The following is a 21192-nucleotide window of genomic DNA, read 5'->3' on the forward strand; positions in this document are numbered from 1 at the left end:
TCGCAACGCGCGCGCCCTGGGATGAGATGGGTTTTGCGACAGACTGACAGGGTTCAGGATACGTGTCAACTCGCGGAACTGGGACCGCTGGTTGCCTCCTGTGCCAATTCGCGCAGTCGCTCCACCGCCTGCGCAGGATCGTCGGCGCCGAACACGGCCGAGCCCGCGACGAACGCGTCGACGCCAGCCTCCGCGGCTTGGGCGATGGTCGCGTTGCCGATCCCGCCGTCGATGCCGATGATGGTGTCCAAGCCCTCCGCGGCAATGTGGTCGCGCAACGTCATCACCTTGCGCAACACCTCGGGCATAAACTTCTGCCCGCCGAAGCCGGGCTCCACGCTCATCACCATGACCTGATCAAACTCCGACACCGAGTCGAGGTACGGCTCGATCGGGGTGCCAGGCTTGACGGCAAAGCCAGCCTGGACGCCGAGCTCACGGCACTGGCGCGCCGCGGCAACGTGGTCCCTGGTCGCCTCCACGTGAAAAACCAGCCGGTCGCCGCCCGCTTCGACGTAGGTGGCGAACCACCGCTCCGGCTCCTCGATCATCAGGTGCATGTCCAGGAACTGGTCGGTGACACCGTTGACGGCTTTGGTCACGTCCGGACCGAACGAGAGGTTGGGCACGAAATGACCGTCCATGATGTCCACGTGGAGCAGGTCTGCCGAGGGGACTTTCCGCACGTCCGCGCCAAGATTGGCGTAGTCGGCGGCCAGGATGGAGGGGGCGATGTAGATCATGCCTCCAAGCCTACTTCTTGCGCAGGACCGCGAAGAACATCGCGTCGGTGCCGTGCCGGTGTGGCCACATCTGCACGCTCGGAAATTCGCCTGTGTGCTCCATGCCGCAGGCGAACTCGGCGGCGTCGAGTTCCTCAACCCCGCCGTCACCCAGCGCCGCGTCGACCACACCGCGCGTCTCCCGCAGGTCCGGCGAGCAAGTGGAGTACACGATGACGCCGCCGGGGCGCGCCAGGCGAATCGCGGAGGCAAGAAGCTCGGACTGCAGGGTGGTCAGCTCGGCGATGTCTCGCTCGGACTTGGTCCAGCGCGCCTCCGGGCGACGGCGCAGCGCGCCAAGACCGGAGCAGGGGGCGTCGACAAGCACTCGATCGTAGCCCGGTGCGAGACCAGGATCGCGGCCGTCCGCGGTGTGAACGCGGACCGGGAGACCGTCGGTTGCCTTGCGGACGAGCTCGGCGCGGTGCGCGCTGCTCTCCACGGCGTCGACCGACGCGCCGTCAATGCGCGCGAGCGCGCCCATCAGCGCCGCCTTGCCGCCGGGCCCCGCGCACAAGTCAAGCCATTTGCCTTGATCTCCCTCGACGGGTACCTCGGCGACGGCCCGTGCGATGAGCTGCGAGCCCTCGTCCTGCACGGCGGCGAGCCGCTCACGAACTGGCTCGAGCTGACCGGGATCACCCTCATCGAGGTACACCGCGTACGGGGAGTAAGTCCCTTCCTCCCCACCGATGCTCAGCGCCAGCTCCTCGGCGGAGAGCTCGCCGGGCCGGGCGACCAGGTGCACAGTGGGGCGAGCCGAATCCGACTCGAGGGCGCGCTCCAGCTCGGCCAGCTGGTCGGGCGAGGATTCGCTGTCGAGCCCGAGCGCGGCGAAGAAGGAGCGTGCAATCCAGGCCGGGTGCGCGTGGCGGAACGCCGCCGCCTCCAGCGCGCCGGAGGGCGTGAGCCGGTCAAACCACTGCTGTGGCGTGGAGCGGTCGATCGTGCGCAGGATGCCATTGGCAAAGCCCTTCGCTTTGCCTTGGCCGGCGGCCTCGACCAGCCGCACCGACGTGTCCACCGCCGCGTGCGAGGACACACGGGTGTAGAGCAGCTGGTAGGTGCCCAGGCGAAGCGCCGCCAGCACCCGCGGGTCGATCCGATCCAGCTCACGCGAGGAGTTCTCCGCGATCACCGCGTCCAGCACGCCCCGCGTGCGCAGCGCACCGTACGTCAGCTCGGTGGCAAACGCCGCGTCGCGCCCGGAGATCTTGCGCTCCCGCAGCAGCGCCGGCAGCGCCAGGTTCGCGTACGCGCCTTCCTCGCTCACACGGAGCAGCACGTCAAAGGCCGCCTCTCGCGCCGCGTCTCCGGTGCGCGTAGCAGGACCCCGCTTGTTGGCGCCACCACGCCGGCTCGCCTGGCCGCGGCGGTCACCGCGGCCGTTTTTCTGCCCCTTGCGCTCGGGCTCCTGGTTGCGCGCTGTCTCCTGGCTGCGCCGCCCTGCCGAGCGGGATCGGAATCCTCCGCTCATGCGAACACCACTCCCTGCTCAATCTGCGCCGGCTGCAGGCCGCGGCCCCAGTCGGCGGCGTTCATCCGCTTCTTTCCCGGCGGCTGGATCATGCCCAGCACCACGTCCTGCGTCGCAGTGCCCACGACAACCCGGTTTTTTTCCACTCGCACCGCGCCGGGCGCGAGCGTGTCTTCGCCGGTAAGCGCGACGGGGCCCAGCTTGTAACGGTCGTCGCCCACTGTCGTCCACGCGCCGGGTCCCGGGGTGTGTGCGCGCACGGCGCGGTCGATGTCGGCGGCGGGTGCGGACCAGTCCACGCGGGCGTCTGCGGGCACGATCTTGGGCGCGTAGGTGGCCTCCCCCGATTGCGGCGTGGGTGTGACCGTGCCATTTTCGAGCCCCGTCATGGTGTCCACGAGGAGGTCCGCGCCGGCGTAGGCCAGGCGCGTGAGCAGATCGTCAGCGGTGTCCTCCGCGCTGATGGTCTCGGAGATGGTGCCGAGGACCTCGCCGGTGTCCAGACCTTTGTCAATGCGGAAGGTGCTCGCACCCGTCTCCGTATCACCCGCGAGGATCGCGGACTGGACCGGCGCCGCGCCGCGCCACCGTGGCAGGAGCGAAAAGTGCAGGTTGACCCACCCGTGCCTCGGTATGCCCAGCATGTCCTCGGGGATGAGATTGCCGTACGCCACCACCGGGATTGCGTCCGGTGCCAGCGCCGTGAGTCGGTCCCGAATCTCCTCGTTTTCGCGCAAGCTCTCCGGTGCCAGGACCTCGATGCCGTGCTCGACCGCGAGCGCCTTGACCGGCGAGGGGTGCAGCGTACGGCCGCGCCCGCGCCGCGCGTCGGGCCGAGTGAGCACCGCCACGACCTCGTGCTGTGAATCAATGAGTCGCTGCAACGCCACCACCGCTGGTTCCGGGGTGCCGGCGAACACTAGCCGCATATCTTTCTCCTCCCCCGGTCGCCCGGGCTTATCGACGTCACCGCCCCCGCACCACTCGTGCGCCGCAGGCAGCGTTTGCCCGCCCAGTCTACTGCTCCACCGCGGCGCCTAACCCACGTCTATCGGGTTGACCTGAACGCGCAGGGGAAGGGTCTGCCGCCGCGCCGCCCGGTTGATCAGTCCGGTGCGGAGCGCCGAACCTAGCGCGGCGCGGCCATGGAGCGGTGAGCGCACGAGCATCCGCTGGGCCGGGCCGTACTCGCCCCGGTCCCATTCACCCGGGACGTCGATTCCCGGCGGGAGGTCGACCGGACCGAGCACCTCCGCGTGGTCCGGCAACTCCACGTTGCCAAAGAAGTCGTCCAACGCCTTGCGCGGCGCGTCCACCACAGCGATGTGCACCGCGGGCGGGAAGCGGGCGTCCCGCCGCCGCGCCAGCTCGAGTGCCGCGTGCCCGCGGGCGTCCCACCGGATGAGATGCTGCACGACCGGGAGCGACGGCTCCGCGACCACGACAACCTCGCCGCCGTCGGCGTGCGGCTGCACGAGCGCGGCAGCGGCCGCCCACTTGGCGTACGTGTCTTCCACCGCCCGCAGGTCCGGCCGCTGCAGCAGCGCCCACACGTCCAGCAGCACGGCCGCGCCGTAGCCTCCTTCCGCAACCGGCTCAGCCCCCGGGGTGGCCACAATGATCGCCGGCTCCGCAGGCACGGCATCCAGGACCTTGTCGCCCCACGATGTGCGCACCCGGAACTGCGCGAACGCCCTGCCAAGCTCCTCTGCCGTGCGCTCGGTGCCCAGCACCATCGCGCGCACCCGTTTCGACCCGCACTCCGGACACACGTGCGCCGGGTCCATGCGGCCGCACCACCGACACGTCGGCGCCGACGCCTCGCCGCCGGCGGGCAGGCCGAGCGGGCCGTTGCACCACCTGCAGCGCGCCGGCGCGCGGCACTGCCCGCAGGCCAGGGACTGGATGTAGCCGGTGCGCGGGACCTGGAAGAGCACCGGCGTCCCGCGGCGCAGCGCAGCGCGCGCGGCCATGAAGGCCGCCGACGGCATCCTTGCCTGCCGCGCCCGGGGGTCCCGCTCCATAGCGGCGTCCGAGTCCCCCGCCGCGTGGATGCGTGGGCTGACCTGCCGGAGCACCGCCCGCGGGGCGAGCAGCTCGTGCATCCAACCGCGCTCCACAAACAGCTGCGTTTCCGCGGTCCGCGCATGCCCGCCGATGATCAGCGGCACCTGCTCCTGCGCCGAGCGGGTGGTGAGTACTTCGCGTGCGTGAGCGTAGGGCGCGCGGGGGTCGACCAGGCTCTCGTCCCCATCGTGCATGAGCACTATCAACCGCAAGTTGCGCACGGGGGCAAACGCCGCCGAGCGGGTCCCCACCACGATCCGGCCCTGGCCGTGCAAGATCGAGAGGTAGCGCGAGTACCGTGCCTGCGGCCCCTGCTTCGCGGTGAGCGTGGTCACCTGGCGCGCCGAAACGTGCTCGCGCAGCGCTGCTTCGCACCGGTCCACGTCGCGTTGGTCGGGCACGACGACGAGCGCGCCGCCCCCGCTGAGCGCGACCTTCGCGGCGAGCGCCCCCACTGTCGCGGCCCAGTCCTCGCCAGGCACGACCTGCCAGGCGGCGCGTGCGAGTTTCCCGTCCAGGACTGCGTCGACAAAGCTCTCCCCGTATTGATAGGAGCTCCACGCAGAGAGGTCTGGCTCGGTCGCCTCCCCCAGCTCGTCCCAGGGCGTCGACGTATCGGTCTCCTCGGCTTTGGCGTGGCGCGCCGGGATGGCGGAGCGGTAGATGTCGGAGCGGACGCCGGCGTAGCGCTGCGCGAGGGCGTCGATAAGCAAGCGCAACTGCTCTGGCGCGACGACCTCCGGCGAGATGACGCGCTCGATGAAGCGAAGGTTCCCCTCGTGCGAGGAGACCGCAGTGCGCTCGAGCACAATCGCGTCCACTAGTCGGCCCGCAAAGCGGATCCGCACCCGCACCCCGGGCTGCGCGGCGTCGGAGTCGCCCTCCGTGACCAGGTAGTCGAAGGGGCGGTCCAGCTGCGCCAGGCCCAACATCGGCAGCACCCGCGCGACGGGGTACTGGGTTGCGGGCGACGACGACATGGTGCCCGAGTTTAGCGCACTAGTTGGCGGCGGCCTTGAGCTCCTCCGCCTTGTTCAACTGCTCCCACGGCAGCTCCACATCGGTGCGGCCGAAGTGCCCGTACGCTGCGGTTTGGGCGTAGATCGGGCGCAGCAGGTCAAGCTCGCGGATGATCGCGGCAGGTCGGAGATCAAAGACCTTCTCCACGGCCTGCTGGATCGTGGCATCCGTCTGGCCCTCGGCGGCGGTGCCGAAGGTCTCCACGTACAGGCCCACCGGGGTGGCGCGACCAATGGCGTACGCCACCTGGACCTCGACGCGCTCTGCCAGGCCCGCGGCGACGATGTTCTTGGCCACCCAGCGCATTGCGTACGCGGCCGAGCGGTCCACCTTTGAGGGGTCCTTGCCCGAGAACGCGCCGCCGCCGTGGCGGGCCATGCCGCCGTAGGTGTCCACGATGATCTTGCGGCCGGTCAGCCCGGCGTCCCCCATCGGGCCGCCGAGCACAAACGAGCCGGACGGGTTCACCAGCAGCTTCGTGTCCGGCGTGTAGTACTGCTCCAAACCGGCGTCCTTGACTACCCACTCGAGCACCTCGGTACGCAGAGCGTTGCGCAGCGCATCGCCGGTGAAGTCCGGGTCGTGCTGCGTAGAAATCACCACGGTGTCCAGCGCGACGGGGGTGTTGCCGTCGTAGGCGAAGGTGACCTGGGTCTTGCCGTCGGGGCGCAGGCCCACCACTTTGCCCAGCTTGCGCACCTCGGTGAGCCTCCGCGCAAGGCGGTGCGCGGTGGAAATGGGAAGCGGCATGTACTCCGGCGTTTCATTCGTGGCGTACCCAAACATGAGGCCCTGGTCGCCGGCACCGGCCTGATCGTCCGCCTCCGCGGAGGACTGCTCGCGGACCTCCTGCGAGGTCGACACGCCCTCCGAAATCTCCAGCGACTGGTCACCGATCGCGATGTTGACGCCGCACGTACGCCCGTCGAACCCCACCTCGGACGACGTAAAGCCGATGCCGACCAGCTTGTCGCGCACGATCTTCGCAATGTTGGAGTACGCCGTCGTGTTGACCTCGCCGACCACGTGCACCTGTCCGGTGGTGACCAGGGTCTCTACAGCCACGCGCGCTGCCGGATCCTGCGCGAGCATGTCATCCAGGATGGCATCCGAGATGGCATCGCAGATCTTATCGGGGTGGCCCTCGGTCACCGACTCGCTGGTGAACAAACGGTAGTAAGGATCAGTAGACAAAATGGTCTCGCTTTCAGTGCAGCACTGTTTCGTATCTCATCGCCGTGCGGGCGAAGCGCGAGTGGGGCGAACGCTTATCGACGCCACCTCGCCCCACGCCAACGAACACCACGATAGACCAAGCTGTCTAAACTGGCAACGTTATGCTTCCGTGTCGTGCCCCGCGGCCTCAATCGCGCTCCAGATCTGCGCCGCGACCTCGTGCTTGGTGCCGTCCTCAATCGTGGCGACCCCGCCGTCGCGCGACAGCAACCACCCCGAGTTCCGGGCTTGCCCAAACACCTTGCCGCCCGAGACGTCGTTGACCATCAGGAGGTCCGCACCCTTGCGTGCCAGCTTTGCCTTGCCATACTCCAGCGCGTTATCTGTCTCAGCCGCGAACCCCATAATCGCCGCCGTCGTCTCCCCGTTGTCACGCATGTCAACGAGCCCACGCAGAATGTCCGGGTTTTCTACCAGCTCGATGCGCTCTAGCGACGCATCCGCCTGTCCCTTCTTCAGCTTCGAGGTCGCCTCGTGCGCCGGGCGATAGTCCGCCACGGCGGCGGCCATGATCACCACATCCGCCTCGGGAGCACGCGAGCGCATCTCGCGCTCCATGTCGCGGGTCGAGGTCACCCGTACCACGTCTGCACCAGCCGGGGTCTCCAGCGCCTCCGTGTTTCCCGCAACCACAGTGACCTGCGCCCCCTTGTGCGCGGCAATATCGGCCAGCGCAAAGCCCTGGCGCCCGGAGGACCGATTGCCCACGTACCGGACCGGGTCGATGTTTTCCTGCGTGCCCCCGGCGCTGACCAGCACGCGCTTGCCCTCCAGCGGGCGGCCCAGCGGCCCGGTCGTGGCGACCGTGCGCGCGAGCTCCGCAATCGCCTGCGGCTCGAGCAACCGGCCGGGGCCAGAGTCCTTCCCGGTCAGCCGCCCGTGCGCGGGCTCCAGGACCGTCACCCCGCGGCTGCGTAGCGTGGCCACGTTCGCTTGCGTGGCACCGTTGTGCCACATCTCCGTGTGCATCGCCGGTGCCACGACGACGGGGCACGTGGCCACGAGCACCGTCGCGGTCAGGAGGTCGTCTGCGCGCCCCCCTGCAATGCGCGCGATCACGTCCGCCGTCGCCGGGGCCACCACAATCAGGTCAGCCTCCTGACCAATGCGAACGTGCTGCACCTCATCGACCCGCTCGAAAACACCGGTGTCCACCGGGTGTCCGGACAGCGCCTCGAACGTGGCGGCGCCGACGAATTTGAGCGCGTTGGCGGTCGGGACCACGCGGACGTCATCCCCCGCCTCTTTGAAGTCTCTGATCAGGTGGCAGGCTTTGTATGCGGCGATACCGCCGGCGACGCCGACGACTACGTTGCGTTGACTCATGGTGGCCTAGTCTACGCAAACGGCACCACCCGCAAGCCCAATGCAGGCTTACTCGGTGGTGCCGATTCGATGTCTCAGGCGACGCGGTGCCGCCGAGGCGTTACTGGCCCTCTTCGTGCTCGAGGAGACCAGCCTGGATCTCACGCAGCGCGATGGACAGCGGCTTCTCCCCCGCTTCCGGGGTGACCAGCGGGCCGACGAACTCAAATACGCCGTCCTCGGAATCCTGGTAGAAGCTGTTGATCTGGCGTGCGCGCTTCGCGGCGAAGATAACCAGTGCGTACTTGGACGACACCTTGGTCAGCAGCTCATCAATCGGAGGCGCAGTAATGCCCTCGGGTGCGTCGTAGGACTTGTCCTCGGTAGCTTCCGGGGCTGCCTGCGACGGTTCCTCAGTAATGTTGCTCACTAAAAACCTACTCGCTTGTGTTGTTGTTCGATGTGTTCATCAGGATGCTGGCAATTGCCGCGACGGCCGAATCCACGTCATCGTTGACCACAACGCTATCAAACTCATCCTGAGCGTTGAGCTCTTCACGAGCCGTGGTGAGACGACGCTGAATCACGTCCTCGGTCTCGGTGCCACGCCCGGACAGGCGCTGCACCAGAATCTCCCACGACGGCGGGGCAAGGAACACCGTTCTTGCCTCCGGCATCAACTGCTTGATGTTGCGAGCCCCGGCGAGGTCAACCTCCACGAGCACGGGGCGACCGGCCGAGAGGGCCTCACGGACCGGACCGGACGGGGTGCCGGAACGCTGCAGACCGCCGTGAATGTCGGCCCACTCCAGCATCTCCCCCGCGTCAATCCGGCGCTGGAATTCATCAGCGCTGACGAAGAAGTAGTCCTCCCCGTCGACCTCGCCCGGGCGGGGTGCCCTGGTGGTCATCGAGACGGAGAAGTAAAGATCCGGGACGTCGCTGACAAGCCGCCGCACCACTGTCGATTTCCCTACAGCGGAGGGCCCGGCCAGGACGACCAGGCTCCCACGCGGCGCTGTCTCAGCCATCTCTAGTCCTCGGAGAAGCCGAAACGCTCCAGCAGGGCGCGACGCTGACGCTCGCCCAGGCCGCGCAGACGGCGGGTCTGTGCGATTTCCAGCTCTTCCATGATCTCGCGGGCCTTGACCTTGCCCACCTTCGGCATCGCCTCGAGCAGTGCGGAGACCTTGGTCTTACCAATGATCTCGTCGGACTCAGCCTTGTCCAGCACGTCCTTGAGGTCGGTGTCGCCGCGCTTCAGCGAAGCCTTCAGCTCTGCGCGCTGCTTACGTGCCTCGGCTGCCTTTGCAAGTGCTGCCTTACGCTGCTCATCAGTCAACTGTGGAAGTGCCACTGGTTCCTCCATGTGTGTAGTAGTACGTATCGGTCCAGTTCTACCGAAGCCGTCAAGCCGAGACCACCACACGAATCCACAGGGCCGTTCAACAGCCCGAATGCCATCCGTGCAACTCTCAGTTCTGGCTAAGTGTAGCACTGGGTCAGATCCTCCGCGCCGACGCGCGCCGGGGAGCGTGCCCCGGCCACCGCACCGCAACCGCGGCCCGATGCGTCAAAGGATTTAACCACGTCAACGCGTTGACGGAACTAAACTACCAGGGTTTTTGCCCAGAAGCGCAAACGACCCCGGCGAAGCTCCTATTTTGCCAGCTCACCGGCCCGGTCGCGAAGTTTCCCCACGTCAGGGCCAGCGCTGAGCACGGACCGCGAGACGTTCGGAAACACCAGCCGCGCCTGCGCGCCGGCGATGCGCGCCACGTCATCCATCGTGGCGCCCTGCGCGCCCACCCCGGGCATGAGCACCGGCGCGTTGAGGCGCTCAAGCAGGGGCGGCTTGCCGACGGTCGCGCCCACCACGACCCCAACGTGACCGATTCCGGATTCGGCATCGCCGTTGTACGCCGCGCACCCGTCGACCATGTACTGGGCGATCGTGCGGTCGTCGATAAGCGAGCTCTGGAACGCCTCCGCCTCCGGGTTTGAGTTCGCGGCCATGATGAACACGCCCTTGCCGTGCTCGCCGGCCAACTCGATGGCGGGCTCCAGCGAGCCGACGCCGAGGTATGGCGTCAGCGTGACCGCGTCGGCCTCCAGCGGAGCGCCCGGCTCCAGCCAGGCGGCCGCGTAGCCGGCCATGGTCGAGCCGATGTCGCCGCGCTTCGCATCCGCCACCGAGAGGGTGCCGCGCTCGCGCAGTGACGCCAGCGTCTCCTCCAGGACCGCAAAGCCGCGCGCGCCGAAGCGCTCAAAGAACGCGACCTGCGGCTTCACCAGGGCGACGTGCCCGGCGAACGCCTCGACGCAGATCTCCGCGAAGCGGCGCAAGCCGTCGACGGAATCTGGGAGGCCCCACTGCTTAAGCAGCGCGGCGTGCGGGTCGATGCCGACGCACAGCCGACCGTGGCGCTCGCCCGCGGCGACGAGACGTCCGCCGAACCCGGGCTGCGGGGCGCTACTCGGCATCGGCGCTCGCCTCTTCCTTGGCTGCGTGCTCGAGCTCCTGCAGGCTCATCACGGTGATCTCGTTGTCCCGGATCGCCTCGATGCCCTGCACGGCCGCGGTCACGCCCTGCACCGTGGTCATGATCGGCACGCCAGCGACGACGGCCGCCGCGCGGATGTCGTACCCGTCGTGGCGGGCGCCGGAGGAACCGGCCGGGGTGTTGAGGATCAGGTCGATCTCGCCGTCGTTAATGCGGTCCACAATCGAGGTCCCCTCGCCGCCCTCGCGCACCTCGGAGGCCTTCTGGGCGACCTCGCACTCGATGCCGTTGCGGCGCAGCATCTGGGCGGTGCCGGCCGTAGCCACCACCTTGAAGCCCATGGTGTACAGGCGCTGGATCGGGAAGATGAGGGTGCGCTTGTCGCGGTTGGCCACCGAGACGAAGACAGTCCCCTCGGTGGGCAAGGCGCCAAACGCTGCGGTCTCCGCCTTCGCGTACGCCACGCCGAAGGACGGGGCAAGGCCCATCACCTCGCCCGTGGACTTCATCTCCGGGCCAAGGATGGTATCCAGCAGCGAGCCGTCTGGGCGACGGAAGCGCGTGAACGGGAGGACCGCCTCCTTCACCGCGATCGGGTGCTCCAGCGGGAGGGAGCCGCCGTCGTAGTCCGACGGGATCAGGCCCTCCTCGCGCAGCTGCGCGATGGAGGCGCCCATCATGATGCGCGACGCGGCCTTGGCCAGGTGCACGCCCGTCGCCTTCGACACGAACGGGACGGTGCGCGAGGCGCGCGGGTTTGCCTCGATGACGTAGAGGATGTCGTCCTTCAGCGCGAACTGCACGTTCATCAGGCCCTTGACACCGATCCCGTGCGCCAGCGCCTCCGCGGAGCGGCGCACCTTGGCAATGTCGTCCGGGCCGAGTGTCATCGGCGGCAGCGCGCAACCGGAGTCGCCGGAGTGGATGCCCGCCTCCTCGATGTGCTCCATGACGCCGCCGAGGTAGACCTCGTCGCCGTCGCACAGCACGTCCACGTCGATCTCGATCGCGGAGTCCAGGAAGCGGTCCACTAGCACCGGGTGGTCCGGCGACAGCTCGGTGGCGCGCTCAATGTAGTCGTGCAGGCTCGCCTCGTCGTAAACGATCTCCATGCCGCGGCCGCCCAGCACGTAGGAGGGGCGCACGAGCACCGGGTAGCCAATGCCGTTGGCCACCTCGCGGGCCTCATCGAAGGACGTGGCCGTGCCGTAGGCCGGTGCCGGCAAGTTCGCTGCGGTAAGCACGTCGCCGAACTCGCCGCGGTCCTCCGCCAGGTCGATGGCTTCCGGGCTGGTGCCCACGACGGGCACACCGGCGTCGGCAAGCCGCTGCGCCAGGCCCAGCGGGGTCTGGCCACCAAGCTGGACAATCACGCCAGCCACCGTGCCGGACGCCTGCTCGGCGCGGTAGATCTCCATGACGTCCTCGAACGTCAGCGGCTCGAAGTAGAGGCGGTCTGCGGTGTCGTAGTCGGTGGAGACGGTCTCCGGGTTGCAGTTGACCATCACCGTCTCGTAGCCAATGCGCGACAGCTCAAGGGCCGCGTGCACGCACGAGTAGTCGAACTCAATGCCCTGGCCGATGCGGTTGGGGCCAGAACCGAGGATGATGACCTTCTCGCGGCCGGTCTCGGCGACCTCGGACTCCGCGTTCGGGTCCATCTCGTAGGCCGAGTAGTGATACGGCGTCTGCGCCTCGAACTCACCCGCGCAGGTGTCCACAGTCTTGAACACTGGGTGGATGTTCAGCGACCAGCGCAGGGAGCGCACGCCGTCCTCGCCGGCCAGCTCCGGGCGCAGCGCGGCGATCTGGGCGTCGGACAGCCCGTACGTCTTGGCCTCGCGGAGGAGGTCGGCGTCGAGCACGGGGGCGTCGGCAAGCGTGCTTCTGAAGTCCACGAGCGCCTGCAGCTCGGCGAGGAACCAGGGGTCGATACCGCTGGCCTCGTGCACGAGCTCGATCGACGCGCCGAGGCGCAGTGCCAGCTCGACGTCGTACATGCGCTTGTCCGTCGGCGTCTTCAGGTCATCCAGCACGGCGTTGAGGTCCTGCTCACGGCCTTCCGCGAAATACTCGTCGGGCCTGGTCCAGAAACCGTTCGGCTTGTCCTCCATCGAGCGCATGACCTTGTTCAGGCTCTGAATGTAGTTGCGGCCAATGCCCATGGCCTCGCCGACCGCCTTCATGGAGGTGCCGAGGGTGTCATCGCTACCCGGGAACTTCTCAAACGCAAAGCGCGGCATCTTGGCAATGACGTAGTCCAGGGTCGGCTCGAACGCCGCCGGGGTCTCGCCGGTGATGTCGTTGGTGATCTCGTCGAGGGTGTAGCCGATGGCCAGCAGCGAGGCGATCTTTGCAATCGGGAAGCCAGTGGCTTTCGACGCCAGTGCGGACGAGCGCGAGACGCGGGGGTTCATCTCGATGGTGATGATGCGGCCGTCATCCGGGTTGACCGCGAACTGAATATTGCAGCCGCCGGTGTCCACGCCGACCTCGCGGATGATCGCGATGCCCTGGTTGCGCATGGTCTGGTACTCGCGGTCGGTGAGCGTCAGCGCGGGCGCCACGGTCACGGAATCGCCGGTGTGCACGCCGAGCGCGTCAACGTTTTCAATGGACGCGATGACCACGACGTTGTCGTCGCCGTCGCGCATGAGCTCCAGCTCGTACTCCTTCCAGCCGAGGATGGATTCCTCGATGAGCACGTTGGCCTCCGGGCTGGCCTCTAGGCCGCCACCGGCGATGCGGTCCAGGTCCTCCATGGAAAACGCCAGGCCGGAGCCGAGTCCACCCATGGTGAAGGACGGGCGCACGACGACGGGCAGTCCCAGCTCGGCGACGGTCTCGTGGACCTCGTCCATGTTGAAGCAGACTCGGGAGCGCGCAGACTCGCCGCCGATTTTGGCAACGATGTCCTTGAACTTCTGGCGGTCTTCGCCGCGCTCGATGGCGTCAATATTTGCGCCGATGAGCTCCACGCCGTGCTTGGCCAGGATGCCCTGGCGGTCCAGCTGGATCGCAGCGTTGAGGGCGGTCTGGCCGCCGAGGGTTGCCAGGATGGCGTCCACCGGGTTGCCCTGCTCGGCCTCGCGGGCGAGGATCTTGTCAATGTATTCGGGCTCGATCGGCTCGACGTAGGTGTGGTCGGCGAACTCCGGGTCGGTCATGATGGTGGCCGGGTTGGAGTTGATGAGGGTCACGCGCAGACCCTCCTCCTTGAGCACGCGGCACGCCTGGGTACCCGAGTAGTCAAACTCGCAGGCTTGACCGATGACGATTGGCCCGGAACCGATAACCAGGACGTGGTTGATGTCGTTGCGTTTCATCGTGAATTCTCCCTTGTGTTTCCTGGTTCCTGGTTACTGTGCGTTCGGGCTGTGCTGCTGCATGAGCTCGATGAACTGATCAAACAGCGGGTTCGCGTCGTGCGGTCCGGCGGCAGACTCCGGGTGGAACTGCACCGAGTACGCCATGCCGTTTTCCAGCGCGACGCCCTCCACGGTGTCGTCGTTCAGGCAGGTGTGCGACACCACGGCCGGGCCGAAGTCGGTGTCGAACTTCTCGCCCACGCCAACGCCGTCCGGCGCCTTCAGCGCGAAGCCGTGGTTCTGCGAGGTGATGTCGATCTTGCCGGTCAGGTGGTTCTTCACCGGCACGTTGATGCCGCGGTGGCCGAACTTCATCTTGAAGGTCTCCAGCCCCAGCGCGCGGCCGAGGATCTGGTTGCCAAAGCAGATGCCAAACAGCGGCAGCTTCTGTTCGAGGACCTTGCGGGTGATGTCCACCATCTCATCGGCGGTCGCCGGGTCGCCCGGACCGTTGGAGATGAATACGCCGTCCGGGTTGTACTGAGTGATCTCCTCAAAGGGAGTGTTCGCAGGCACGACGATGGTCTCCACCCCGCGCTTGGCCAGGTGGTTCGGGGTCGCCGTCTTCACGCCCATGTCGTACGCCACGACGGTGAAGCGCTTCTCCCCTTGCGCCTTGACCGTATACGGCTCGTCCGCGCTGACCTCGGCGGACAGGTCGGCTCCAGCCATGCTCGGCTGCTCGTTCACCAGCGCCACAAGCTTATCGACGCTCTGTGCGGCGTCCTCCCCCACAAAAATGCCAGCCGGAATGGAACCGAAATTGCGCAGGTGGCGCACCACGGAGCGGGTGTCAATGCCGCTGATGCCCACGATGCCCTGGTTGCGCATCTCCTCTTCCAGCGAACGCTCCGCGCGCCAGCTGGAGACCCGCTTGGACAGGTCGCGGATGATCAGACCTGCAACCCAGATGCGGTTGCCGCGGGACTCATTGTCCTCGTCGTTCCAGCCGGTATTGCCAATCTGCGGTGCCGTCATCACGACGATCTGGCGGTGGTAGGACGGGTCCGTCATCGTCTCCTGGTAGCCGCTCATGCCAGTGGTGAAGACGGCTTCGCCGTACACCGGCTCGCTCGTCGCGGAGTCCTGCGAGTCGCAATCAGCCGAGACGGCGCCAAAGGCGGTTCCGCGGTAGACGTTGCCGTCTCCGAGCACGAGTGCCGCAGGGATTCGAGATTCAGTCATGGTGGTTCCTTACTTCGTGCTGGTTGTGGTGTCGCTTGGGGTGGCGCGGTAGGTCACCTCGCCGCGCAGCAGCGTCAGTGCCACGCTAGTGGAAAACTCGGTGCCTTCGTAGGGCGTGTTCGAGGCCTTCGAGCGGAGCTCGTCGCCGTGTACGGTCCACGCGGCACCCGGGTCCACGAGCACCAGGTTGGCGGGCTCGCCCTCCGCAATCGGCCGGCCCTGGTCGGCCAGGCGCAGGATCTCCGCGGGGCGCTCGCTCATTACCTTGGCCACGAAGCGCCAATCTGCCAGGCCGGATTCGACGAAGACCTTGGCAATGATGGCCAGCGAGGTCTCCAGCCCGAGCATGCCCGGCTTCGCGTGTTCGAACTCCACGCACTTGTCCTCGGAGCCGTGCGGCGCGTGGTCAGTGGCCACGACGTCCACGGTGCCGTCGAGCAGCGCGTCGCGCAGCGCGACCGTGTCGCGGGACTCGCGAAGCGGCGGGTTGACGCGGAAGACGCCGTCGTAGGTTTCCAGCTTCTCGTCCGTGAGGAGCAGGTGGTGCGGGGTAACCTCGGCGCTTACCGCGATGCCCTGGGACTTCGCCCACCGCAGCAGTTCCACGGTGCCCTCGGTCGAGGCGTGGCAGATGTGCAGGCGCCCGCCGTAGTCGCGCGACATGATCACGTCGCGTGCCACCACCGATTCCTCGGCGACGCGCGGCCAGCCGCCCAACCCGAGCCGTGCGGCCACCTCGCCCTCGTGCGCGACCGAGTCCGCGGTCATGCGGTGGTCCTCGGCGTGCTGAGCCAGCAGGACGTCGTACGCCTTCGCGTACTCCACCGCGCGGCGCATCACCTGCGGGTTGTTGACGCACTTGCCGTCGTCGGAAAACATCCGCACGTGGCCGCGGCTCATCAGGCCGATCTCGCTGAGCTGCTCACCTTGAAGCCCCTGCGTGATCGCGCCAACCGGGTACACGTCGCACTTCCCGTAGGCCTGGCCCTTTTCCCACACGGCGTCAGCCAAAAACGGCTGATCAATCACCGGGCTGGTGTTCGCCATGGTGAACACGGCGGTGAACCCACCCTTCGCGGCGGCGTCCGAGCCGGTGGCGATGGTCTCGGTGTCCTCGCGGCCCGGCTCGCGCAAGTGGACGTGCATGTCCACCAGGCCCGGCAGCAGCACCTTCCCCTGCGCGTCGATGACCTCGGCGTCCTTGACGCTCTCGGCGTCGTTGACGTCGAGTTCGGTGCCGATGGCGGTGATCACGCCGCCGTCGATAAGCACCTGCACCTCGTCCTCGCCGTACGGGCGCACGTTCTTCAGCAGAATCTTTGCCATTTACTTTTCCTCTCCCGCAAGCAGCGTAAACAGCACGGCCATGCGCGTGTAGACACCGTTGGTTACCTGCTGCAACACCGCCGTGTTCTGGCGCTCCGCAACAGCAAAATTGATTTCCATTCCGCGCAACATCGGGCCCGGGTGCATGATGATCGCGCCGTCCTTCATGCGGTCCGCGCGAGCCGCGCTCAGCCCGTACAGCGAGGCGTACTCGCGGTGCGAGGGGAAGAAGCCGCCGTGCATGCGCTCGGCCTGCACGCGGAGCATCATTACCACGTCCGCGTCCGCAATCTCCGCGTCCAAGTCGTAGGCCACGCGCGCTGGCCAGTGCTCGACCCCGGTGGGCAGCAGGGTTGGCGGCGCGACCAGCACGACCTCCGCGCCGAGCAGCGTGAGCAGGTCAACGTTGGAGCGGACCACGCGCGAGTGCACGATGTCGCCCACGATGACCACCTTGCGCCCGGCGATCTCGCCGATGCGCTGGCGCATGGTCACCGCGTCCAGCAGGGCCTGGGTCGGGTGCTGGTGCTTGCCGTCGCCGGCGTTGATGATGCTGGTCTCCGGCAGCCACTGCGTAAGCAGCTTCGCGGCACCGGATGCGGAGTGGCGCATGATGATGGCATCGGCGCCGACCGACTGCACCGTGAGCGCCGTGTCTTTGAGGGACTCGCCCTTCTTCACCGAGGAGCTGGAAGCGGAAATGTTAATCACGTCCGCGCTCATCCACTTGCCCGCGGTCTCAAACGAGGAACGCGTGCGGGTGGAGTTCTCGTAGAACAGGGTGAAGATGGTGCGCCCACGAAGTGTGGGCAACTTCTTGATGTCGCGGCCGTCCAGGGCTTCCTTGAAACGGTCGGCCTCATCCATGATCGCGATGGCGTCGTCGCGGGTGAGATCCGCGATGTCAACGAAGTGTTTCATGCTACTTCGCCTCTCCTTCGGCGGCCGGTGCGGTCCGGCTCAGCGTGACCGCGTCGCGGGCATCAATCGGCGTGAGCGTGACGGTCACGTCCTCCGTGAGCGCGGTCGGGATGTTCTTGCCCACGTAGTCGGCGCGGATGGGCAGCTGCCTGTGCCCGCGGTCCACCAGCACCGCGAGCTGGATCGCGGCCGGGCGGCCGATGTCGCGCAGCGAGTCGAGCGCTGCCCGGATGGTGCGACCGGAATAGAGGACGTCGTCCACGAGGATCACCGTCGCGCCGTCAAGCGGCGCGGGGATGCTTGTGGGGCGCAGCGCGCGGTGCGGCTTGTCGCGCAGGTCGTCCCTGTATAGGGTCACGTCGAGGCTGCCAACGGGGACCTCTACGCCGGAGAATTCCTCGACGGACGCGGCGATCCGCTGCGCCAACGGCACGCCCCCGGAGGGGATGCCAAGGAGCAATACTGGCGACGCCGGTGCGTCGCTCGCCTCTGACTTCAGCGCCGAATCCAGCGCCGTCTTTTCAATGATCTGGTGCGCGATGCGTGCGATTGTGCGCGCGACGTCGTCTGCCGTCAGCAGCTGTACGGTTGCGCGGTTGTCTTCACTCATCATGCCTCCTTCCCCGCCTCACAGTGCGGAATTTAAAGGATGCTTGTCTGGTGCATGCAATATTCACAATGTGCCGTCTTCTCAAATACCCCTGGGCGCGTCAGCGCCTAGGGTGGAGACTGACACTCAGTCTAGCACCAGATCCGCAAACACAGGCACGGAGCAGCGACCATGGGAATCACCGCAGAGCACACCGTCCCCGCACCCCGCCTCGAGGTGTGGAATTGGCACGCGCGCCCGGGGGCGGTCACCCGGCTCACCCCGCCGTTTCTGCCCATGACAGTGGCGTCCGAGGCCGCATCGCTTCGCTCCGGAACCACCGTCTTTGCCCTCCCCGCAGGCCAGCGGTGGGTGGCGCAGCACCAGCGCGCCGGGTACGAGTTCGCCCGCTCGTTTGAGGATGTCGCCACCAACCAGTCGGTGCGCGCACTGACCAAATGGCGCCACCGTCACACGTTCCGGGACTCAGTCGAGGACGCTGGCAGCACAGTGCTTCTCGACGCCGTGTCTACCCCCACCCCCGCCCCGCTGCTCACCCCGGCGTTTGCCTACCGCCAGCGGCAGCTGGTCGGCGACATCGCCTTCGCGCAGTCGCTGCCTGCTTCGGTGCCCCTCGTCATCGCCCTCACCGGCTCGAGCGGGCTGGTGGGCACCCACCTCCGCGCGCAGTTGACCACCCTGGGCCACACCGTCATCCCGCTGGTCCGCCACACCGCCGGCCCCGGCGAGCGCCAGTGGGACCCGGACAACCCGCACCCCGACCTGCTCGAAGGCGTCGACGCGGTGATCCACCCGGCAGGCGAATCGATCATGGGCCGCTTCACCGATGCGAAGAAGCGCCGGATCTGGGACTCGCGCGTCGCGCCGACGCGGAAGCTCGCCGCACTCGCCGCGGAGTCGGGCGTGCGCACGTTCATCTCCGCCTCCGCCGTCGGGTACTACGGCACCGAGGCGGGCGGCTCCCCTCACGCCGAGGACGCCCCCGTTGGCGCCGGCTTCCTCGCCGAGGTCTGCCAGGCGTGGGAAGAGGCGGCCCGCGTAGAGGGGCTGCGCACTGTGCAGATCCGCACCGGTCTCGCACTGTCTGGGGCTGGCGGACTCCTTCCCGTGCTCAAGGCGAGCGTTTCGGCGGGGCTCGGCGCCCGATTTGGCAGCGGCGAGTTCTGGATGTCCTGGGTGAGCCTCGACGACCTCACGGACACCTACGTTCGCGCGCTCCTGGATCACACCGTGTCTGGACCGGTGAACGCGACGGCCGCGCAGCCCGTCACGAACGCGGAGATGTCCGCCACCCTCGCGGAGGTCCTCCGGCGCCCGGACGTCCTGCCCATCCCGACCTTCGGGCCAAAACTGCTGCTCGGTTCGGAGGGAGCCGCCGAGCTTGTGCTCGCGGACCAACGGGTGGACGCGGCGGTCGCTCGCCAGCGCGGCTGGGTGCAGCGCTACCCCACGCTGCGCTCCGCGCTGGACCACGAGCTGGGACGCGAGGACCTCCTCGAGGCGTAGGCGCTACCAGGTACAGTCGTGCGTGTGACTAACAACGAACACGCACCCGACCAGACCGGCGGAGAGGCGACGATCCCGCCCACGCCGGACGAAGACACCGTTGCCAAGGTCAACGCCGACGCGCAGGCAGACCCCGCCAACCAGCTGCACCCCGTGACCATTGAAGCGGTGGAGGAGATCTTCAAGGCGGAAAACCTGGAGTACCGCGTAGAAAACGGCACCCTGCTGTCCGGATTCGTCAACGCCGCGATCGTCGTGGCGATCGACCAGGATCACCTGGTGTTCGAATCCCTGTGGCGCGGCGAGATCCCCAAGGACATGGCCTCCCACATCCTGCTCGCCACCAACGAGCACAACCAGACCCACTTCGCCCCCACGCTCCGCTTCTTCGAGCAGGGCGAGGACCACATTGCGATCAGCGCGGTGCGCTCGATGGACATTACCCACGGCGCGTCGCACAACCAGCTCGGCGCGTTCATCATGAGCTCCATCGACGTCGTGCTGCAGGCGTTCGATTTCCTGGCCACCTCGTTCCCGACCCTGGTTACATGGGAGGACCCGCACAATGAGCACTAAAGACACACAAACCTACACCTCGCTCGTAACCATTGATCGCATCGCCGATGCGATGAGCGCGCACGGTGTCACGATCGAACCCGACGCCAGCGGCCGCGCCGCGGTGGCCAACCTCAACGGGTTCAACGTCCTCTTCGTCCTGCTGGACTCCGTGGCGATCATCCGCGCGGATGCGTCGACCGAGACCCCGGCGGACAGCCCCGACCCCACGGTTTATCTCGCCGCGAACCAGGTGAACTCGACCTTCCTCGACGCACGCGCGCTCGTGGTCAACAAGGCCGACACGCTCATCGTGCGCACCGAATCGGAGACTCAGGTCGCAGCCGGCATGACCGACGAACAGCTGCAAAGCGCGCTCAAGCTGAGTATCGACGGCGTCCTGCAGGCCCAGGACGCCATGCGCGCGCTTGTCGACGAAATGACGCAGGCCCGCGAGAACCGCGACTAGGACTCGGCGAGGCGTTTGAGTTCCTCGTCCTTATCAAAGGTGGCTTCCGGCCACGTGAGGTCGAGGGACGCGAGGGCGTCGACAAGCAAGGTTTTGACCACGGCACGGCAATACTTCTTGTTGTCGGAGGGGATGCAGTACCAGGGGGCCTCATCCGTCGAGGTCCTGGTCAGCGCGATTTGGTAGGCGGCCATGTACTGCGACCACAATCTGCGGTCATCAATATCGCCCGGGTTGTACTTCCAGTGCTTGTCCGCCCGCTCGATGCGGTCTTTCAAGTTTTCCGCCTGGAAATCGCGGGAAATGTGCGGCATCACCTTGATGATCTTGGTGCCGCGGGCGGCCGCCTCCTTTTCAAAGTCCACGATCGCGCCGTAGCGGCGCTCGATTTCCTCCGGCGGCGCCATCTGCTTCACGCGCTGCACCAGCACGTCCTCGTAGTGCGAGCGGTCGAAAACGCTGACCCCGCCCGGCTCGGGCAGGTGCGGGTAGAAACGCCAGAGGAAGTCGTGCTCTGCCTCCTCCTCGGTCGGCTTGCCAAACGCCTGAATGTGGACGCCCTGGGGATCCATTGTCTGCCCCACCACGTGCCGGATGAGGCCGCCCTTGCCGGACGTGTCCATCCCTTGCAACACCAAGAGGACCGAACCGGCGTCCTCGTTTCCCGCGCGGCCGTTGGCAAAGAGCAGCTTGTGGAGCTCGCTCAGCTCGTCGTCGTACGCGTTGAACGCGTCGTCCACGTCGGACACGCCGGGGGTGGCGGCCGGGTCGACATCGTCGAGTTGAAAGTTGGGCCCGACCATGAACGACTTCGCGTCTTCGATCGTCACCTTGGACATGGTTCCTCCTGTGTTGCTCCCC

At 67.2% G+C, this 21192-nt stretch carries 19 protein-coding genes; 3 read left to right on the top strand and 16 right to left on the bottom strand.

Going from position 1 to position 21192, the window contains the following annotated elements; translation table 11 throughout:
* Positions 1 to 65: 65 nt before the first annotated feature.
* The 15 genes from rpe to pyrR all read right to left on the bottom strand — a co-directional run bounded on the left by rpe (position 66) and on the right by pyrR (position 17801).
* Positions 66 to 743, bottom strand: a complete 678-nt coding sequence (rpe, locus tag CKJ84_RS01950; protein ID WP_095545770.1) for a ribulose-phosphate 3-epimerase — start codon at positions 741 to 743, stop codon at positions 66 to 68.
* A gap of 10 nt (positions 744 to 753) precedes the next feature.
* On the bottom strand, positions 754 to 2259 hold the full coding sequence (locus CKJ84_RS01955) for an RsmB/NOP family class I SAM-dependent RNA methyltransferase (RefSeq protein WP_095545771.1): 1506 nt from the start codon (positions 2257 to 2259) through the stop codon (positions 754 to 756).
* Positions 2256 to 3188, bottom strand: coding sequence for a methionyl-tRNA formyltransferase (gene fmt, locus CKJ84_RS01960; protein ID WP_095536623.1), 933 nt, complete (start codon positions 3186 to 3188; stop codon positions 2256 to 2258). The genes CKJ84_RS01955 and fmt overlap by 4 nt, the downstream gene beginning before the upstream one ends.
* Before the next feature lie 108 nt (positions 3189 to 3296).
* Positions 3297 to 5306 (bottom strand): primosomal protein N', encoded by a 2010-nt coding sequence (locus CKJ84_RS01965; protein ID WP_095545772.1) that lies wholly within the window; start codon positions 5304 to 5306, stop codon positions 3297 to 3299.
* A 19-nt stretch (positions 5307 to 5325) separates the two neighbouring features.
* Entirely contained in the window at positions 5326 to 6540 is a 1215-nt protein-coding gene (metK, locus tag CKJ84_RS01970) for a methionine adenosyltransferase (RefSeq protein WP_369801147.1), read from the bottom strand.
* 141 nt (positions 6541 to 6681) lie between these two features.
* Positions 6682 to 7908: a bifunctional phosphopantothenoylcysteine decarboxylase/phosphopantothenate--cysteine ligase CoaBC gene (gene coaBC / locus CKJ84_RS01975; protein WP_095545774.1), complete on the bottom strand. Its 1227-nt coding sequence runs from the start codon at positions 7906 to 7908 to the stop codon at positions 6682 to 6684.
* A gap of 100 nt (positions 7909 to 8008) precedes the next feature.
* On the bottom strand, positions 8009 to 8308 hold the full coding sequence (gene rpoZ / locus CKJ84_RS01980) for a DNA-directed RNA polymerase subunit omega (protein ID WP_144717015.1): 300 nt from the start codon (positions 8306 to 8308) through the stop codon (positions 8009 to 8011).
* Positions 8309 to 8324: 16 nt separating this feature from the next.
* A complete protein-coding gene (gmk, locus tag CKJ84_RS01985) occupies positions 8325 to 8918 on the bottom strand; it encodes a guanylate kinase (RefSeq protein ID WP_095276404.1) in 594 nt (197 codons plus the stop codon).
* 2 nt (positions 8919 to 8920) lie between these two features.
* A complete protein-coding gene (mihF, locus tag CKJ84_RS01990) occupies positions 8921 to 9244 on the bottom strand; it encodes an integration host factor, actinobacterial type (protein WP_095276401.1) in 324 nt (107 codons plus the stop codon).
* 302 nt (positions 9245 to 9546) lie between these two features.
* Positions 9547 to 10371: an orotidine-5'-phosphate decarboxylase gene (gene pyrF, locus CKJ84_RS01995; RefSeq protein WP_095545775.1), complete on the bottom strand. Its 825-nt coding sequence runs from the start codon at positions 10369 to 10371 to the stop codon at positions 9547 to 9549.
* Complete coding sequence (carB, locus tag CKJ84_RS02000) at positions 10361 to 13717, bottom strand: carbamoyl-phosphate synthase large subunit (RefSeq protein WP_095545776.1); 3357 nt, start codon at positions 13715 to 13717, stop codon at positions 10361 to 10363. Before carB ends, pyrF begins: the two co-directional genes overlap by 11 nt.
* Positions 13718 to 13750: 33 nt before the next feature.
* Positions 13751 to 14944, bottom strand: coding sequence for a glutamine-hydrolyzing carbamoyl-phosphate synthase small subunit (carA, locus tag CKJ84_RS02005; protein WP_095536630.1), 1194 nt, complete (start codon positions 14942 to 14944; stop codon positions 13751 to 13753).
* Between the two features lie 9 nt (positions 14945 to 14953).
* Positions 14954 to 16270: a dihydroorotase gene (locus tag CKJ84_RS02010; protein WP_095545777.1), complete on the bottom strand. Its 1317-nt coding sequence runs from the start codon at positions 16268 to 16270 to the stop codon at positions 14954 to 14956.
* Complete coding sequence (locus CKJ84_RS02015; RefSeq protein ID WP_095545778.1) at positions 16271 to 17191, bottom strand: aspartate carbamoyltransferase catalytic subunit; 921 nt, start codon at positions 17189 to 17191, stop codon at positions 16271 to 16273.
* A 1-nt stretch (position 17192) separates the two neighbouring features.
* Positions 17193 to 17801 (bottom strand): bifunctional pyr operon transcriptional regulator/uracil phosphoribosyltransferase PyrR, encoded by a 609-nt coding sequence (gene pyrR, locus CKJ84_RS02020; RefSeq protein ID WP_095545779.1) that lies wholly within the window; start codon positions 17799 to 17801, stop codon positions 17193 to 17195.
* Between the two features lie 171 nt (positions 17802 to 17972).
* Here pyrR and CKJ84_RS02025 point away from each other — a divergent pair, with 171 nt between their 5' ends.
* Genes CKJ84_RS02025 through CKJ84_RS02035 form a run of 3 tightly spaced genes read left to right on the top strand, consistent with a single transcriptional unit; the run spans position 17973 to position 20331 of the window.
* Complete coding sequence (locus CKJ84_RS02025; RefSeq protein ID WP_095545780.1) at positions 17973 to 19307, top strand: TIGR01777 family oxidoreductase; 1335 nt, start codon at positions 17973 to 17975, stop codon at positions 19305 to 19307.
* A 24-nt stretch (positions 19308 to 19331) separates the two neighbouring features.
* Positions 19332 to 19883 (top strand): YbjN domain-containing protein, encoded by a 552-nt coding sequence (locus CKJ84_RS02030; RefSeq protein ID WP_233125449.1) that lies wholly within the window; start codon positions 19332 to 19334, stop codon positions 19881 to 19883.
* Positions 19873 to 20331: a YbjN domain-containing protein gene (locus CKJ84_RS02035; RefSeq protein ID WP_095536635.1), complete on the top strand. Its 459-nt coding sequence runs from the start codon at positions 19873 to 19875 to the stop codon at positions 20329 to 20331. The genes CKJ84_RS02030 and CKJ84_RS02035 overlap by 11 nt, the downstream gene beginning before the upstream one ends.
* Here CKJ84_RS02035 and CKJ84_RS02040 read toward each other — a convergent pair.
* Positions 20328 to 21170 (bottom strand): PPK2 family polyphosphate kinase, encoded by an 843-nt coding sequence (locus tag CKJ84_RS02040; RefSeq protein WP_095536636.1) that lies wholly within the window; start codon positions 21168 to 21170, stop codon positions 20328 to 20330. The two genes, CKJ84_RS02035 and CKJ84_RS02040, sit on opposite strands and share 4 nt — an antisense overlap.
* Positions 21171 to 21192 lie beyond the last annotated feature (22 nt).

This window comes from Corynebacterium sp. NML 120412 (assembly GCF_002285155.1).
GTDB lineage: Bacteria > Actinomycetota > Actinomycetes > Mycobacteriales > Mycobacteriaceae > Corynebacterium > Corynebacterium gottingense.